This is a genomic window from Vasconcelosia minhoensis LEGE 07310, assembly GCF_015207255.1.
GTDB classification, from domain to species: Bacteria; Cyanobacteriota; Cyanobacteriia; order Phormidesmidales; family Phormidesmidaceae; genus Vasconcelosia; species Vasconcelosia minhoensis.
The window spans coordinates 15,349-31,305 of the sequence record NZ_JADEXG010000063.1; the positions used below are offsets into that span (position 1 = coordinate 15,349).

The window sequence follows — 15,957 nt, forward strand, 5'->3', positions numbered from 1 at the left end:
CGTCAAAGTTCTCTTTGCTACACCTATCAAAGGTTATTGAAATGGAAAGTTCTATTTCACAACCCTGTCAGGGTTTCTATCCGCTGCGTCTGCTGCGAAGCTGGCTAGCTAGCCAGCCAGTACAGACTCCCCAGGCCGCTCATCGAATTGCTAAGCTAATCCCAGCCCAATGTCCTTTTAAGCGAGACCTCGTGCTCTTTGGCCACAAAATTGGGCATATTCCGCCGCTATGCAAGCTCAACCCGCTTTACGAAGAACTGGTGGCGCTGCGGTTTAAGGCTTTGTGCTACCTCGTGGATGAATGCGGCGAAGACATTGGCACCCTAACCTAGTTTGCTCTAGACGCGGCTTGCATTAGAGAGAAGTCGCTTTGGATAGGGCCAGGTCAATTGGGGTTGGGGAAGGCAACGGCTTGCAGCAGGGTTAGCGGACCGATCGTTTTAAGCCGAGCCAGCACTTCAGCATTTTTAGCCAGCAGCGATCCGGCAAAGCCGAGCGAGTTGACCGAGATCTGGCTGTAGCACTCCTGACGACGGGGGATGACCATCATCCACTGGCGGGTACAGAGAAGATTGTAGGCAGCGCTCTGGCGTCCCTCCCAGCTACCAGTCGGGTCGGCAATCCCCACCTGCTTGAGAAGCTGATGGTAGCGTCGATAGCCTTGCTCAGCCGCAACGGCGGGCGCAGCGGGCCAGGGATTAAGTCCAATGGCATGGCGAAAAGGGAGCAGCGGAGACTGACCGATGCTATGGGTGAACTGGGCAGCCGCGATCGCGACGCCAATCGGTACGCCGCTGAACTCAGGCGTCAGGGGCAGGGGCACCAGCTGGAGGTGTCGATGGGGTTGGCTAGCACCAGCTATTTTGCCCGCGTTGTAAAAGGCAAAGCCGTCCACTTCGGCGAGACATTTCCAAAGTGCTTCGAAGTCGGTGAGGCTAAGCCAGTCTTCCTGTGACTCGTACTGTCGGGTGACGATCAGCAGATGATGGTCTACCACATTGTATTTGTTCAGCAGGCAGAGATGGGTGTCTGAAATGTCGGTAACGAACAAGTCTTCGTCGTAGGGCAGAAAGGGATTGATTGGCTTGCCCGTCGCTTTTTCCTGCTGGGACTGCTGGCGGCGGGCGGCTTCTTTGCGAGAGACATTAGCCAGCACCCGGACTAAAAACGGGATGCCGTCCTGCTCAATCAGCTCATACTCGGTAGAAATGGGCTGGAGCGCCCCGGTTTCAAGGGCGTACTGAGTCTGCGTCTGGAGCTTTTGCCAGAGCGTGCCCGGCTGCCAGGGACGACGAACAGGAAAAGGCATAGCGTTGAGGAATTTTACAGGGATGCGTCTAAGGGCGCTTATAGCAAAAAGCCCCCTTCCATTAAACTAGCTGTGTCCCCCTCTGTCGTCCCCCGCTGCCATGCTGCCGACCCACGGACGCTACGCCTACTCCGCAATTACTGAACGAGCCGACTATAGCTGGCCGGGAGAGCATCGCCTGGCTGTCTACATCGGGTTGAATCTAGAGCATTTTGCCTTTGGTCAGGGGCTGGGCGCGGCACTGGCCCCCGGCGGCCCCCAGCCCGACGTGCTGAACTATGCCTGGCGCGACTATGGCAACCGGGTTGGCGTTTGGCGGCTGCTAACCCTGTTTGAATCGCTAAAGCTGCCGATAGCGCTGCTGCTCAACACTGAGCTATACGACTACTGTCCCCAGGTGATTGCGGCGTTTCGCCAGCGGGGAGATGAGATTGTCGCACACGGACGGACTAACAGTGAGCGGCAGAGCGACCTGTCCGAAGCGGAGGAAGCAGCGCTGATTGCTGAGACTACCCAGACGATTACCCAGAATGAAGGCAGTCCGCCTCGGGGCTGGCTCGGGCCGTGGATAGCTCAGAGTCCGGTCACGCCAGACCTGCTTCAGGAAGCGGGCTACAGCTATCACCTAGACTGGTGCTGCGACGATCAGCCAATCTGGTTTAAGACGCGCGCCGGGCGCATTTTGTCGATTCCCTATGCGCAGGAAATTAACGATATTCCGGCGATCGCGGTGCGACGAGCCAGCGCTCCCGAATTTGCCCAGATGATCATCGACCAGTTTGATGAAATGCTGGCCCAGTCAGACCGGCAGTCGCTCGTACTGGGAATTGCGCTGCACCCCTACCTGGTTGGCCAGCCGTTTCGGCTACGGCATCTGCGGCGAGCCCTGACCCATATTATTGAACGCTCAGAGCAAACCGGGAAGGGCTGGATTACCAAACCTGGCGCGATCGCGCAGCATATCCGCTCCCTGCCGGAGGGGCTGATTCCCTAGCTCAGCAGGCCCAGGGACTAGCGATCGCCCTTCCTGGCCTTCGATAAAAATGGAGTGGTGGGCCGCGAAGGTGAGCTCGTCCATGATCGACGCCAGACGGACTAAAAAGTCATCCCGCAATTCCTTAAAGATGGGAACGCCGCGCACAAAGGCAGCGACTTGGCCCCATAGGTGCTCAGAAATAGGGCCGCTGAGCCGACCTCTAGCCAGAGAATGTCGACCGACATCAGCGTATAGGCAGCAAACAGCAGCAGCGTTCGCTGCTCTTCACCGGCGCGCAGGTTGAAAGCTTTGGTGAAACGCTGTAAGGGCGGATGCGCCTAAGCAATGTCGCTAGCGATCGCGCACCGTCTGAGTCATTGTCTGCACTGGGGTATCCAAAGTTGTCACGGCGGAAGTCACCGCCCTTGGCAGATCCAGGCGTAGTGAACCCAGAATTGGGGCGTTTTTTCGGCTCAGTTAGCAGCACGCAAATCGGACGAGAGCGAAAGCTAAAAAACACCTTAAGCGAACTGATTTTGACTAGTGACCAAGCCAAAGCGCTCTCAGTCGAAGCCTATCGCCAGGTCAGCCCGCATCAAAGTAGGTCAGCCGACGCATCAAAATCTCAGGTGCTCAGTGGGACGAAGACAATGTGCCACAAGTCCTGGCTCATCGCTGCCCTTACCTCAACGGCTCGATTGGCCTACAAAAGTGACATGCTCCCGCCTGAACCTGCCCAGGCAGGGCAGTCTGTACGCCATAATAAGCCCATGAACCCCTTGATGCCTTCGTGAGCAATCCTAAAACCAAAGACATTTGTCAGGTTCGGTGCTTCAATACCGAGTTAGTTCATCATGTCCAAAACACGCTGCCCAGTGAGGACACCTTGGAAACGGCCCAAATCATCTTTGGTGCTTTAGCCGATCGCTCACGACTGAAAATTCTTTACGCCCTCAGCCAGGACCGGGAACTCTGCGTTTGCGATATCGCCACCCTGCTTGACGCAAAAGTGGCGACTGCCTCCCATCATCTGCGCAAACTGCGGGATCTGAAGATTCTCAAATATCGCAACGATGGCAAACTCGCCTACTACTCATTGCGAGATCAGCGAGTGGCCGAGATTCTGTACTATGCGCTGGGCCAGTTCGTGGATTAAGGATTTGAGAGTTTAGACGTCGGGTTTTGGATTGGGTTAGTGGCAGCCCCCTTTGTACATCAGCTCGCAACTCGTTAGGCTTGATTTTTCTAAAAACATTCAAGTGAACGTTATAATGATATATGCTATTCAAATATTCATTTGAATGTAATGACATTATTGCTAATACGGCTGTCTTAGCAGCGGCAGGATTGGTGTTTCTGACCCAGTCGCCTATCCCCGATTTATTGGTAGGTCTACTCCTCACCGTAGTATTCGCCCGTTCCGCTGGAACCGTCTTGTCGCAATCTTGGCGATCGCTAGCTTGAACTACTCCAGGTATCTGGCTTGCTATATTTCAATGTATTCTGGATTATAGATTTCAGAGCAAGTAGTGCATAAATACTAAAATACCTCCCGATTTCGGCATCATGACCGGGGTTATTTGCATACCCAACTATTTCCTACCGATGAAAAGTTCTGCAGTTCATGCCTGGGCACAAAGCCCACACAGGCCAAAAAACTCCAGAGTGTGATAGTAGATTCTGAACGAGCTAGAATGCTGCAACTTCGTCTCCAATTCCTGCACCGGGCACGAGTTGACGGGAACCGACTGGTGACACTGCAAGCAGGTCAGATAGTGGCAATCCTGCTCGACGACGCTGTAAAGGTTCTCCCCCGTAATATTCGCTCGATGCTGAACTAACCCCAGCAATTCCAGAGCACCGAGAGCTCGATAGACGGTTGCCAATCCAATGGATTTTTGTCGCCTCATCAGGCCATACAACGCCTGTGCAGACAGTGGCTGCCGCTCTTGCCCTAGGGCCTTCAACACCGCATCCTGACTCACCGTGAGGTTTGCGCTGCCGGGCGGCGTTGGGTCAGATTGCCGAGTTATTGGAATGTAAGGGTCGCGATTCATTAGAATATGCTGTAGAATCACAATAATGATAATCATTATCACTCTATCGCAGATATCTATCATCGATCATGAGCCTTCAATCTCCCGATCAAAAATCTGAGTTTCCTGTCACCCCTGAGGAACTCCCTGGCAGGTCATCTCAGGTGCGCTGTTCCCCCACATATCGTCCCCGACGGTTGCGTCGTATCGAAACCCTGCGCCGGATGGTGCGGGAAACGGTATTAACGGTAGACGACCTGATCTATCCGCTATTTGTGATGGAAGGGGACGGGCAACGAGAGGAAGTACCTTCAATGCCAGGGTGCCTTCGGTTCTCAATCGACCGTTTGCTGGACGAGGTTAAAACGGCGCGTGAATGGGGGATAGGGGCGATCGCCCTTTTTCCCCTGATTCCCCATTCTCAAAAAGACAATCTTGGCACTGAAAGTTACAATCCCGATGGGCTAATTCCCCGCGCGGTTCGTGCTATCAAGCAAGCCGTGCCCGATATGCTTGTGATCACCGATGTGGCCCTCGACCCCTACAGCAGCGAAGGGCATGACGGCATTGTGAAAGACGGCAAAATCCTGAACGATCAGACCGTTGCAGTGCTAGTGAAACAGGCGCTGGCCCAGGCCGCTGCTGGGTCGGATTTCGTTGCCCCTTCCGACATGATGGATGGTCGTGTAGGCGCAATTCGCGAAGCCTTAAATGCTGAAGGCTGGATTGATGTCGGTATACTTGCTTACTCTGCCAAGTACGCCTCTGCCTATTACGGGCCTTTTCGGGATGCGCTAAATTCGGCTCCTAAATGGGGGGACAAAAAGACCTACCAAATGGATGCCGCCAACGCCAGAGAAGCGCTTAAAGAGGTCGATCTCGATATTGCGGAAGGGGCAGATATTGTGATGGTGAAACCGGCGCTGGCATATCTGGACGTAATTTGTCGGATTAAGCAACACACTCACTTACCCGTCGCCGCATACAACGTCAGCGGCGAATACGCCATGGTAAAAGCCGCAGCTGCCCAGGGGTGGATCGATGAGAAAAGCGTCATGCTTGAAACCCTGACTAGCATAAAGCGGGCCGGAGCGGATTTGATTTTGACCTATTTTGCAAAAGACGCAGCGATGATATTAACCCATGACTCAAACCCTTGATGCCCTGCCCATTACTCGGCTAGACAAGATTTTATGCAGCTATCAGAATTCCACCTCTCGGCTGCAGGTTGCTCGCATTGCTAATATTCCCCACTGGTATTTTGAGCGCGTGATTTTTCCAGGTGACCTTCTCCTCTTTGAGGCGGTTCCAGAAGCACAGCTGGAGGTCTACAGCGGAGAAACCGTCACTACGCTCCTATCTGATCGGCTCCTATGCAAGAGATTACAAATTTAGCGATCGTCCCATCCAGCTATTTCGGAGACAGTCCTGATGACTCACACCCCCCTATCACTCCCCAAGCGAGGGATGCCGGTTACGGTAATCACAGGTTTTTTGGGCAGCGGTAAAACCACTCTGCTCAACCATATTTTGAGCAACAATCAAGCGTTGAAAGTTGCCGTTTTAGTCAACGAATTTGGCGACATCGACATCGATAGCCAGCTTCTGGTATCGGTCGATCAAGACATGGTACAGCTGAGCAATGGGTGCATCTGCTGCACCATCAACGATGGTTTAGTCGAGGCCGTCTACGACGTTCTGGAACGCGGCGACAACATCGACTACCTGGTCATTGAAACCACCGGCGTTGCCGACCCTCTCCCTATTGTACTCACCTTTCTGGGCACCGAACTGCGCGACCTCACCCGGCTAGATTCTGTCATTACTCTGGTGGATGCCTCAGCCTTTGCCCCCGATCTTTTCGACAGTGAAGTCGCCTTTAAGCAGATCACTTACGGCGACGTGATTTTGCTCAATAAGACTGATCTGGTCGCTCCCGAAGTCGTTGACAAATTAGAGCATCAGATTCAAACCCTCAAAGAAGGTGCGCGGATCATTCGCAGCCAAAAAGCGTCGGCACCCCTGCCGCTGCTCCTCGATGTGGGCTTCAACGACCCCATGGCCTACGAAAATATGGTGGCCCTGGAATCCTCAGCACCGCACCACGATCACTCTGGGCACGACCATCATAAGCCTCACGGGCACAGCTCCGATGATCACCACGATCACGGGCACCACCACCATTCACACCACCTCGCAAACGATGGCTTTGTGTCGGTCTCTTACCGTAGCGATCGTCCCTTTGCCCTGCGCCAGTTTGAGCGGTTTTTAGAAAACCTCCCTGCCGATGTTTTTCGCGCCAAGGGCCTGCTGTGGTTTAGCGAAAGCCCCAATAAACACATTTTTCAGCTTAGCGGTCAACGCTGCACCCTGGATGTGGAACCTTGGCACAGTGCCTCCCCCGGTAATCAGATTGTCTTCATTGGCCGTCACCTGGATGCCGATGCCCTGCGCCAGCGCTTAGCCACTTGTCAGGCAGCAGAGGTTGAGGAGCGGTTAGTGGGGCAGTGAGTTCGAGTTTCGAGTTTCGAGTTGATGCGACAATTCAAAACTCGAAACTTAATCATCTCCCCATCCTCTCCCACCTCCCTTGTTCACCCACGCAGTTAGGAGTCTTACACTATATGACCGTACCACTTCCGTCCCAAAACATCTCCGCTGATCGGGCAATCAAGGAGTAGACTTTTCTGGCTAATCGCTGAACTCAGCGGTGGTGCCGCTTTCTAAACGGCGTTTGCGTTGGCCTGCGATTGCTACCCAACCCAGGAGTCCCAAGCCAGCTAGTATCGAAGGCTCAGGTACAGAAGCCACTTGGAAGTCAGCGCTGAACGTTCCAGATTCACCTAAAGGATTTTCGCGATCGCTGGCATCTTGCAGTCTGAAGGTGGCTGAGTAGCTGCCCGCAGCAGCGCTAGCATCCGTCCAAAAAACGGGCATAAATTCTTCAAAGTCATCGCCTTCGCCAATGATGTAGCGATCGCCCACACCTGAAAAAATATTTTCCCCCATTTCATCGGCAACATAAAGCCCCGGCGTAATCGACATCAGCTCAAGCGCAACTTCAGCCCCTGCCAAAGAACCCGTCCAGCGTCCCCCAGAGCTATCAAATAGGTTTTCATCTACCGTTTGAATCGACTGAACCGGGGCAATCCCTAAGTCACTATAGGGTTCATCCGTCACCATACTAATCAATAGCCCTTCAAACAAACCGGTCCCCGGTTGCAAAGTCAAAGGCGGCTGGTTGGTGTAGGGTTCTGGAATGCGATTGTTTGTATTGGTCGAACGCACCGTTGGGCTATCCAGAGCGCCTTCATAGCTGTAAGCCCCAATGCCGTGAAAATGATTGTTAGTAGGATTTACAGCATCGGTGTGCGGCGCTAAAAAGGTCAGTCGGTTGTAGTTGGGATTGGTTAATCCGGCATAGTCGCCCCGAGACAAGATTTCCTGGGTATCTAAACCTACAAAAAAATGTTCGGCGGCGTGTTCATGGTCGTCTTGGTGATTTTCTTGGGCCACAGCCTGCTCACCACCAACTCCTATCAGGCTTAAAGGAACCGCAAAAATGGCGCTGGCAACCAGTGACTTTGTGAGCGATTGAGCCAGTGATTTTGAAAAGTACATCATGAGCGTCCTGATGACTCCGCTTAAGAACGATAATCATTGTCAAATTTATCACGATTGATAATGATTATCATTTTGTATTCTATAAAAAGGACAATTTTCACAATTACTTTAAACTACGGCCGTAGATAGGCTAAGTTATGGACGCTGGTACAGCAACCTAGTAATAAGGATGGTCTTATGATGTCTACAAGATTTTTCTTTCAGCTTCTGTGTTTGCCCGCTCTGACTAGTGTATTGAGCCTGCTTCCTCTGACCGCTTTAGCCGTTACTGCTAGCACAGCTAGGGCGTCCTATTCATCTCTTGCAGCCTGTAGCGCTTTGGATGAGAAGGCTGCAGATCGTCTGACAACTGAGAAGTCTAGTGCAGATGCAGTATCTCAAAATTTCTCTGCTGCAGCAAGTGATGCTGCAGTGATGCTCTTCGGCTGTGATTGTCCGGCCTGCATTAATGCCCTGGAGCAACTGAGACGTCCATCCCTTTTCGCCATGTCTCAGGGGCACTGCGCGCGCTCACTATCAGATAGCCAGTACAACGAGCAGGTGGGTGCAATTCTTGATGCAGTTGATGCGGCTGAAGCGATTAGTCCCGATACGCCTTTACCTCAAGACAAGTTTTAGACTTTAGACGAGAATTCAGTGCGTTGTTTTACTAGGGGCAGTGTTTAGTGCCTTGTCAAAAGGCGAAATCTGTGGGTAACGCCAGCGACGGCTTGGTTAGGGGATTGACCATCTCAGCCCTGGCTCAGTCACACCCTATGGCGTGTTCAGGTTAGATTTTGTGATCGCATAGAGCTAGACCCTATCGGCAGCACACTATTATCAGCCTAGAAGGGGTTGAGTTGCCTGGGGAGCAGCTAGGCAAAGTAACGTTTGAGCCAAACGGCGCGTCCGGTTAAGCGAAGGGTTAGGGGTCACCTTCATGGCTCGCCGTCCCAGTAGCCCAAACTACTACTAACCTTGGCGATGACCTAGAAGGACTGCTCCCGGTCCATGCTGCCTTCGGCCATAAACTTGCCCGAGTCGGGGTACTCGCAGATCTCAGGCTCCTCCATGGTGCTGATGGACAGGTACTTAAGAGGCGCCTCTGAGGTGTTAATGATCTGATGCGGGTACTCCGGTCCGGTCGGGATGAAAATAACGTCCCCAGCCTTGATTGGCAGCATCTCTGCTGCGGCCCGGAGGGTTCCGGAGCCTTCCAGGACAACGAACATTTCTTCCTGCGCGTGATGCAGATGATAAGGGCATACGCGCTTTCCAGGGGCAAGAACGTCAAAGGAGGCCCCGAGTTTCTTGGCTGTGGTGCCGCTAGAGATACTGGAGCGATCGGACTCTTAGAGCGGTTCTCGGACGAAGTGCTTGAGCAGCACTTCGTGAACTCGGCGGATGCACCGGAGCTGGTCGAGTACGAGGAAGCCCATGCAGCTCAGTAGCTATGGCAGTAGTGTCACGGAAATCGTTGCAGTAGTTGAGATCGCTTCATTTTGGTTTTCATGAACTGGACTGTTTGCTGATTCATGGCAGCACCGTGAGTTATGCCGACGCACTGACACCAGATACTCCTGCGATTCAACTGTGCGATCGCCTGATTCGGGCCGAGACCAATAATCTGTTTTGTGGACGATCTGGATTAGCCTTCGAGTGCTGGGTTAAATTCAAGTCCCTTCGTTCCACAGTCACGACGCTGGATGGAACTCAAGAGCCTCAGGAGCAAGGCCGCTCACCTAGTCGGATTGTCGGCGTGGGGAATGTGGGGCGTCAGGCAGGGCAAGCAGCCTATACACTATGCAACCCAGCAACCAATGGCGTCACTTTCAAAGCGGTGCGGGTTGCAACCTAGACATGACTGCCTATACTTTAATAATGATTATCATTCTATAAAAAGGCGCAACCTATGGTCACTACTGATATCCCGAATTCCGTCCCTGTTACCGTATTAACGGGCTATCTGGGTGCGGGCAAAACTACCCTGCTAAACCGCATCCTCACCTATGAACATGGCAAAAAGCTAGCGGTGATAGTCAACGAATTTGGCGAAGTGGGCATCGACAACCAGCTCGTGATTGACGCCGACGAAGAGATCTTCGAGATGAATAACGGCTGCATTTGCTGCACTGTGCGGGGCGACCTAATCCGCATCATTGGCAATTTGATGAAGCGGCGAGACAAGTTTGACCATCTGGTGATTGAAACGACGGGACTGGCCGATCCGGCACCGGTCATCCAGACCTTTTTTGTAGATGAAGACATGCAGGGAAAGCTCAGCCTGGATGCGGTAGTGACGGTGGTCGATGCCAAGCACATCCACGATCACTGGGAGGCAGAGGAAGCCCAGGAGCAGATTGCCTTTGCCGACGTGATTTTGCTCAACAAGACCGATCTGGTGAGCGAGGTCGAGTTGGCGGAGCTGGAGTCTCGGATTCGTGGGATGAATGCGATGGCCAAGGTATACCGAACCCGCGATGCCGCCGTGGAGATGGAATCAATTCTGGGGGTCAACGCCTTCAGCCTGGACCGGGCATTGGAAATTGACCCTGATTTTTTGGGCGAAGATGCCCACGAGCATGACGAGACCGTCGGCTCCATTGCCCTGGTAGAGCCTGGCGCGGTCAGCGGTGCCAAGCTCAATGGCTGGCTGAGCCATCTGTTACAGACTCAAGGGCCAGACATCTTTCGAATGAAGGGCATTTTGAACCTCGCCGGAGAAGAGCAGCGGTTTGTCTTCCAGGGCGTCCATATGCTGTTTGACGGTCGCCCCGATCGTCCCTGGAAGCCCGGTGAAACTCGCAAGAATGAGCTGGTCTTCATCGGGCGTAATCTGAATGCAGACAGATTTAGGGAGGACTTTCGAGCGTGCCTGGTGTAACCCAATCACTGCTGGAGCGGCGCTGCCAGGGAACGCTGAATGACTATGTGACGGCAATCGCTTGGGCTGTCAATGGCAAGCGACTGGCGATCGCATCCGCAGCCGGAGAAGTTGCGTTCCTGGATACAGAAACCTGGGTGCCGGTTTCACTGCGGGGCGGAAACGGCCAGTCGATCGACTGTCTAGGCTTTTCGCCGGACGGTCGCTATCTCGCTGCGGGCGGCCAAACCGGCGAGGTCATGATTTGGGCGATCGATCGGCCTCCTGACCAGATCACAACCCTCCATATTCCTCGCACCTGGATAGACAGCCTGACCTGGAGCCCGACTCGAAACGAGCTCGCGTTCAGCCTGGGACGCCATGTACAGGTGTGGGCCGCCGATGAGGCAGCAGTGGTCGCCACCCTGCCCTTTGAAACCTCCTCTGTTCTGGATCTGGCCTGGCACCCCCAAGGCGAACACCTAGCGGTAAGCGGGCATCAGGGAGTAAAGATCTGGCGGCGAGCAGACTGGTTTGCGGACCCTGAAATCCGAGAGACGGCGGCGGCGAGCCTGGCGATCGCGTTTTCTCCAGACGGTCAATACCTGGCTTCTGGCAATCTCGACCGCACTATGCTGGTCTGGGCCTTTGATAATCCCTTTCCCTGGGAGATGCGAGGCTTTCCGGGCAAAGTCAGGCACGTGGCCTGGTCGTCAGTCACCGTCGGTCAGGCTCCGCTACTCGCCGCTGCCAGTATGGAGGCCGCTGTCACCTGGACTAAGGTCAGCGATGCCATCGATGGTTGGGATGCCCAGGTACTGGATTTGCACCGTGAGCGGGTCAACGACATTGCCTTTGAGCCAAGCACAACCCTGTTAGCCTCTGCCGCTGAAGACGGCTGGCTGTGCCTCTGGGCAAATGGAGAGCAGCCCGTTCAGATTCTGGAGGGAGCGCCTAAAGGGTTTACTGGCCTAGCTTGGAGCCCCAATGGTCAGTGGCTAGCCGCAGGGGGACAGAACGGGGAGTGGCTGGTGTGGACAAAGAGCAACCGGGGGCGGGGATTTGGGCGTGGGTAGGAGTCAGGAAAAAAAGGACCAAACATTGCTGTTGCAAGTGATAATGATTATCATTATTAAAAATTTGCACGAGGATCTGCTCGATGACTTTTCTCCAAATGACTCGACCGATCAGGCGGCCTGCTAGAAGCGGGCGGTTTCTATCTGCGATCGCGGCTTCAGCAGTGTTAGTTAGTTTGGGCAGCTGTGCCTCTAATCCGACGCCATCTGATAGCACTGTCGCCCCAACTGATGACTCAGTGGAAGAGCTGCGGGTGGTCACCACTTTTTTGCCGATTACTCAATTCACTAGAGCAGTTGCAGGCGATCGCGCCGAAGTAACGCAGCTAATCCCGGCTAATACTGGCCCCCACGACTATCAGGCCAAGCCCGCAGACGTTCAGAACTTAGCTGAAGCGGACGTATTGGTAGAAAATGGGTTAGAGCTGGAAGAATTTCTAGAGGACATGGTGGCAAATGCGGAAAATCCAGGTTTGCAGACCATCAACTCCAGTGAAGGCATTGCGACGATTGCAAATGAAGCAGTAGAAGGCCATGCTGAAGGAGAGGCCCACAGCCACGCTGAAGGAGAAGAACATGCCGAAGGGGAAGCCGGGCATAGCCATGAGGGCGAATATAATCCCCATGTCTGGCTCGATCCAAAGCGAGCCATCCAGCAGGTCGAAAATATTCGAGATGGCCTGATTGCCGCTGATCCAGAAGGGGAGGCAGAATACACGGCTAATGCTGCTGCCTATATTGAGCAGCTCCAGGAACTCGATGACGAAATCACGGCGACCTTGAATCCCTACTCGGGTCAAACCTTCGTCGCTTTCCACGACTTTGCGCCTTACTTCGCCAACAGCTACGGCCTGGAAGCAGAATTCCTGGTAGATGTTCCCGAAGAAAGTCCCTCTCCTGAGGATGTTAAGCGAGTCTCGGACGAAGTGTCTGAATCTGACCTCAAAACCATTCTCAGTGAACCTCAGGCCGGCGAAGATGCGCTTTCGGCCCTAGCTCAGGATTTGGGCATCACCGTGAGTTTGTTTGACCCGATTGAAACCGGCGGTCCTGAGGCGATGGAACCTGAGTATTACTTTACTGTCATGCGCCAGAATGTGGAGAATCTGGCCTCTGCCTTTGGTGGCTCAGCGCAGTCATCGCTGCCGGGTTTGGTGAGAGTAGGCGGGTGAATGGGAGAGCAGATGGGGTTACTTTTTGAGTAACAGGGTGCTTACGGTCGAAAACTTGACGGTCCATCGCGACCTTTATCCAGCGGTGCAGGACGTTTCTTTCTCTCTGGAAGCCGGGATGGATGCAGCGATTGTTGGCCCCAATGGGGCTGGCAAAAGTACTTTAGTGCAAGCAATTCTAGGGATCTTGCCGCGTCAGGCCGGGGAGGTTTTTGTCCTGGGAGAGCCCCTAGGCCGATCGGGGCAGCTACCCGGGCAGGTGCGGCAGCAGATTGCCTATCTGCCTCAGAACTTTCTGTTTGACCGTCGGATTCCAATTACTGTTGAAGAACTGGTGGGGTTGGGCTGGGAGCCGCTGGGGCTGCGCTGGCCCTGGACCGATTCGCGGCAGCGGTTTCTGGCAATACAGCAGGCTCTAGCGCGAGTCGATGGGGCCTATCTGCGATCGTACCCCATTAGCGCTCTCTCGGGAGGCGAACTCAAGCGCGTCTTACTGGCCTACTGCCTGGTGCGGCCCCGCCGTCTGCTCATCCTGGATGAGGCCCTGGCCGGGCTCGATATCCGCAGCGAATCGGAATTTTATCAGCTGCTCTGCCAGCTGAAGCGAGAGCAGGGCTGGGCCATTTTGCAAATCTCCCACGACTTGGATATGGTCAGGCGACACTGCGATCGCGTCCTTTGCCTGAACCGTACCCTGCGCTGTCAGGGGGTTCCTGAGGTCGCACTGGCCCCAGATAGCCTAGCTGCTGCCTATGGAACCGAGTTTGTTCGATATCGACACCGGCACTGATATGATTTCCTCCGAACTCTCCCGCGTCATCGAACTTTTCCAGCTCCCCTTTATGCAGCGTGCCCTAATCAGCGGTGTGCTGACTGGGCTGATGGGCGGAATGCTAGGGAGTTTTACAATTCTGCGGCAGCTTTCTTTCTTTAGTGATGCTCTAGGGCACTCAGCTCTGTTGGGCATTAGCCTGGGACTTTTGCTGGGGATCAGCCCGACAGGCGTGCTACTGCCGTTTTCAGTAGTATTTGCCCTGTTAGTCACCTATCTGCTAGAGAAAACGCAGCTCTGGACCGATGCTTTGCTCAATGTTATTTATTCGTCTTCACTGGCGATCGCGGTGATTACCCTCAGCTTCGTCGGACAGTACAAGGGTGGGCTGAATAATCTTCTGTTTGGCGATATCCTGGCGGTTCGGCAAGCCGATTTGGTATTTAGCATTGTGCTACTGGTCATCTGTACGGTTTTCATTGGGCTGACGCTACGGACCCAGATGCTGATCTCCCTGCATGAACCGCTTGCAATCGCCCGAGGGATTTCCGTATCGGCTCATCGCACGGCGTTTATTGTGCTGCTCTCGCTGGTCGTGGGAATTTCGATCAAGGCTATTGGTGTATTGCTGATCAGCGCCTTTGTCGTGATTCCATCCTGTGCCGCACGACTTCTGAGCAGCACCTTTACCCAGTATGTGGTGCTGTCGGCGACGATTGGCGCGGTCAGTGCCGTGCTCGGAATGCTGCTTTCGGCCTGGTTCAATTTGCCTTCGGGGCCTAGCATTGTCGTGACACAGCTGACAATTTTCCTGGGAACAATTGCTTTTCCCCGCCGCCGTCTCAGGGCCAGCTAGCTCTCAGGTCAATTGTACTATGGCTTACCAGTCAGGCTAGAACGAAGGTTGGCTCTGACGCATTTGACAGCTGGCACAGCCACATCCTAAGGCATCGGTCAGCGGATTGCCCTGGGCCGGGGCGATTAGAGCCGCCTCTGTTTGCGTCTGCTCAACATCCGCCGGTGCGGTGGGACTGGCAGAAGCGGGACTAGCCAGTACCAGAGCTAGCGCTAACGAACTGGAACAGCCGAGGACAGTGAGCATATTATTTTGAGGATGTTTTTTTAACCTGCGGTTAATTGCTCCAAGCATAGCCGACCCAAATCTAAAACGGTAGATTTAAAGCCAATGTCTAAATTTAGTGAGAGTTCAGAGCAGTGCGGAGGTTACCCCGATGCTGCTCTAGGGTGGCTTCGGCGGCGGCGCGATCGCACCCAGACCAGTGCATCAATAGGGCTAACTTAACCTGCTGATCGCTGCGGTCGAGCAGTGCCTCAGCAGCGGGTCGGGCTAAGTCAGTCAGATCGCAGAGAATGCGCAGGGCGCGATCGCGCAGCTTATCGTTGGTCACCGCGACATCGACCATGTGATTGCCGTAGGTCTTGCCGAGCTTGACCATGGCACCAGTGGAAAGAATGTTCAGCGCCATTTTAGTGACGGTGCCAGCTTTCAGCCGGGTGGAGCCGGTGAGCACTTCCGGGCCGACCAGGAGGCGAATATCCAGGTCGGCGGTAGCAGAAACCTGTTCCGCTGGAACGCAGGCAATGAATAGGGTTTTAGCCCCGCGCTGCTGCGCGCCCTGTAGCGCCCCATGGACGTAGGGGGTAGTTCCGCCCGCGCTGAGGCCAACGACGACATCCCGCTCGGTCACTTTATAATCCAGCATGGCCAGCTCACCGTCGGCAAATCGGTCTTCCAGACTTTCTGAGCTGCGTACCAGGGCCGCCGCACCACCCGCGATGATGCCCTGCACCAGCTCTGGCGGCGTACAGAAGGTGGGGGGGCATTCGGCGGCGTCTAGCACGCCAAGCCGACCACTGGTGCCGGCTCCCACATAGAAGAGGCGACCGCCCTGGCTTAGCGCGGCGGCAATCAGGTCAATTGCCTGGGCGAGTTCAGTTCGGGCTGATGCGATCGCGTCTACCGTCCGCTGGTCTTCTCGGTTGAAAACGTCAACAATTTCTAGGCTGGAGAGCTGGTCGAGGGTTTGGCTGTGGGGGTTGGTTTGCTCGGTGAGGAGATGACCGCGGTTGGGGAGCATTGGGGAGTGGAAGGGTAGGGAGTAAAGGGTGAAGAGGAAAGGGATGAAAAG

General features: G+C 54.4%; 17 protein-coding genes and 2 pseudogenes. 13 read left to right on the plus strand and 6 right to left on the minus strand.

Annotation, left to right across the window (positions count from 1 at the left end):
- Nucleotides 1-41: 41 nt before the first annotated feature.
- Nucleotides 42-332, plus strand: a complete 291-nt coding sequence (locus IQ241_RS20535; RefSeq protein ID WP_193910825.1) for a Mo-dependent nitrogenase C-terminal domain-containing protein — start codon at nt 42-44, stop codon at nt 330-332.
- Nucleotides 333-385: 53 nt separating this feature from the next.
- On the opposite strand, the gene IQ241_RS20540 is transcribed toward IQ241_RS20535, so the two are convergent.
- Nucleotides 386-1,309: an ATP adenylyltransferase family protein gene (locus IQ241_RS20540; RefSeq protein WP_193910827.1), complete on the minus strand. Its 924-nt coding sequence runs from the start codon at nt 1,307-1,309 to the stop codon at nt 386-388.
- Between the two features lie 100 nt (nt 1,310-1,409).
- On the opposite strand from IQ241_RS20540, the gene IQ241_RS20545 reads away from it, so the two are divergent.
- The 3 genes and pseudogenes from IQ241_RS20545 to IQ241_RS26715 form a co-directional block, all read left to right on the plus strand.
- The gene (locus IQ241_RS20545) at nt 1,410-2,303 is read left to right on the plus strand and encodes a polysaccharide deacetylase family protein (protein WP_193910828.1); all 894 of its coding nucleotides are present in this window, start codon (nt 1,410-1,412) and stop codon (nt 2,301-2,303) included.
- Nucleotides 2,304-3,075: 772 nt separating this feature from the next.
- Nucleotides 3,076-3,441: an ArsR/SmtB family transcription factor gene (locus tag IQ241_RS20555; RefSeq protein ID WP_193910830.1), complete on the plus strand. Its 366-nt coding sequence runs from the start codon at nt 3,076-3,078 to the stop codon at nt 3,439-3,441.
- Nucleotides 3,442-3,590: 149 nt separating this feature from the next.
- Nucleotides 3,591-3,749: pseudogene (locus tag IQ241_RS26715) on the plus strand (cation transporter); the annotation flags it as partial.
- Between the two features lie 158 nt (nt 3,750-3,907).
- Here IQ241_RS26715 and IQ241_RS20560 read toward each other — a convergent pair.
- The gene (locus tag IQ241_RS20560) at nt 3,908-4,342 is read right to left on the minus strand and encodes a Fur family transcriptional regulator (RefSeq protein ID WP_193910856.1); all 435 of its coding nucleotides are present in this window, start codon (nt 4,340-4,342) and stop codon (nt 3,908-3,910) included.
- 68 nt (nt 4,343-4,410) lie between these two features.
- On the opposite strand from IQ241_RS20560, the gene hemB reads away from it, so the two are divergent.
- From hemB to IQ241_RS20575, 3 genes are read left to right on the plus strand one after another with little or no spacing between them, the layout of a single operon-like run.
- The gene (gene hemB / locus IQ241_RS20565) at nt 4,411-5,481 is read left to right on the plus strand and encodes a porphobilinogen synthase (protein WP_193910832.1); all 1,071 of its coding nucleotides are present in this window, start codon (nt 4,411-4,413) and stop codon (nt 5,479-5,481) included.
- Nucleotides 5,465-5,716, plus strand: a complete 252-nt coding sequence (locus IQ241_RS20570; protein ID WP_193910834.1) for a DUF1830 domain-containing protein — start codon at nt 5,465-5,467, stop codon at nt 5,714-5,716. Before hemB ends, IQ241_RS20570 begins: the two co-directional genes overlap by 17 nt.
- A gap of 36 nt (nt 5,717-5,752) precedes the next feature.
- Complete coding sequence (locus IQ241_RS20575; RefSeq protein ID WP_193910836.1) at nt 5,753-6,832, plus strand: CobW family GTP-binding protein; 1,080 nt, start codon at nt 5,753-5,755, stop codon at nt 6,830-6,832.
- A 180-nt stretch (nt 6,833-7,012) separates the two neighbouring features.
- On the opposite strand, the gene IQ241_RS20580 is transcribed toward IQ241_RS20575, so the two are convergent.
- Nucleotides 7,013-7,837, minus strand: coding sequence for an all3515 family Zur-repressed PEP-CTERM protein (locus IQ241_RS20580; protein WP_322743727.1), 825 nt, complete (start codon nt 7,835-7,837; stop codon nt 7,013-7,015).
- Nucleotides 7,838-8,263: 426 nt separating this feature from the next.
- On the opposite strand from IQ241_RS20580, the gene IQ241_RS20585 reads away from it, so the two are divergent.
- Entirely contained in the window at nt 8,264-8,563 is a 300-nt protein-coding gene (locus IQ241_RS20585) for a hypothetical protein (protein WP_193910840.1), read from the plus strand.
- A gap of 350 nt (nt 8,564-8,913) precedes the next feature.
- Here IQ241_RS20585 and IQ241_RS26720 read toward each other — a convergent pair.
- Nucleotides 8,914-9,363, minus strand: a pseudogene (locus tag IQ241_RS26720) (cupin domain-containing protein).
- Between the two features lie 473 nt (nt 9,364-9,836).
- On the opposite strand from IQ241_RS26720, the gene IQ241_RS20595 reads away from it, so the two are divergent.
- From IQ241_RS20595 to IQ241_RS20615, 5 genes are all read left to right on the plus strand, one after another.
- Nucleotides 9,837-10,808, plus strand: coding sequence for a CobW family GTP-binding protein (locus IQ241_RS20595; RefSeq protein ID WP_193910842.1), 972 nt, complete (start codon nt 9,837-9,839; stop codon nt 10,806-10,808).
- Nucleotides 10,796-11,863 (plus strand): WD40 repeat domain-containing protein, encoded by a 1,068-nt coding sequence (locus tag IQ241_RS20600; protein WP_193910844.1) that lies wholly within the window; start codon nt 10,796-10,798, stop codon nt 11,861-11,863. Before IQ241_RS20595 ends, IQ241_RS20600 begins: the two co-directional genes overlap by 13 nt.
- An 83-nt stretch (nt 11,864-11,946) precedes the next feature.
- Complete coding sequence (locus tag IQ241_RS20605; RefSeq protein ID WP_228021911.1) at nt 11,947-13,035, plus strand: metal ABC transporter solute-binding protein, Zn/Mn family; 1,089 nt, start codon at nt 11,947-11,949, stop codon at nt 13,033-13,035.
- A gap of 25 nt (nt 13,036-13,060) precedes the next feature.
- Entirely contained in the window at nt 13,061-13,825 is a 765-nt protein-coding gene (locus IQ241_RS20610; protein ID WP_193910846.1) for a metal ABC transporter ATP-binding protein, read from the plus strand.
- The gene (locus IQ241_RS20615; RefSeq protein WP_228021912.1) at nt 13,788-14,663 is read left to right on the plus strand and encodes a metal ABC transporter permease; all 876 of its coding nucleotides are present in this window, start codon (nt 13,788-13,790) and stop codon (nt 14,661-14,663) included. The genes IQ241_RS20610 and IQ241_RS20615 overlap by 38 nt, the downstream gene beginning before the upstream one ends.
- Before the next feature lie 36 nt (nt 14,664-14,699).
- On the opposite strand, the gene IQ241_RS20620 is transcribed toward IQ241_RS20615, so the two are convergent.
- Both IQ241_RS20620 and murQ read right to left on the minus strand, forming a co-directional pair.
- On the minus strand, nt 14,700-14,909 hold the full coding sequence (locus IQ241_RS20620; RefSeq protein ID WP_228021913.1) for a hypothetical protein: 210 nt from the start codon (nt 14,907-14,909) through the stop codon (nt 14,700-14,702).
- Nucleotides 14,910-15,003: 94 nt separating this feature from the next.
- Nucleotides 15,004-15,906 carry an N-acetylmuramic acid 6-phosphate etherase gene (murQ, locus tag IQ241_RS20625; RefSeq protein ID WP_193910850.1) on the minus strand — a complete coding sequence of 301 codons (903 nt, stop codon included), beginning with the start codon at nt 15,904-15,906 and terminating at the stop codon, nt 15,004-15,006.
- Nucleotides 15,907-15,957: the final 51 nt, after the last annotated feature.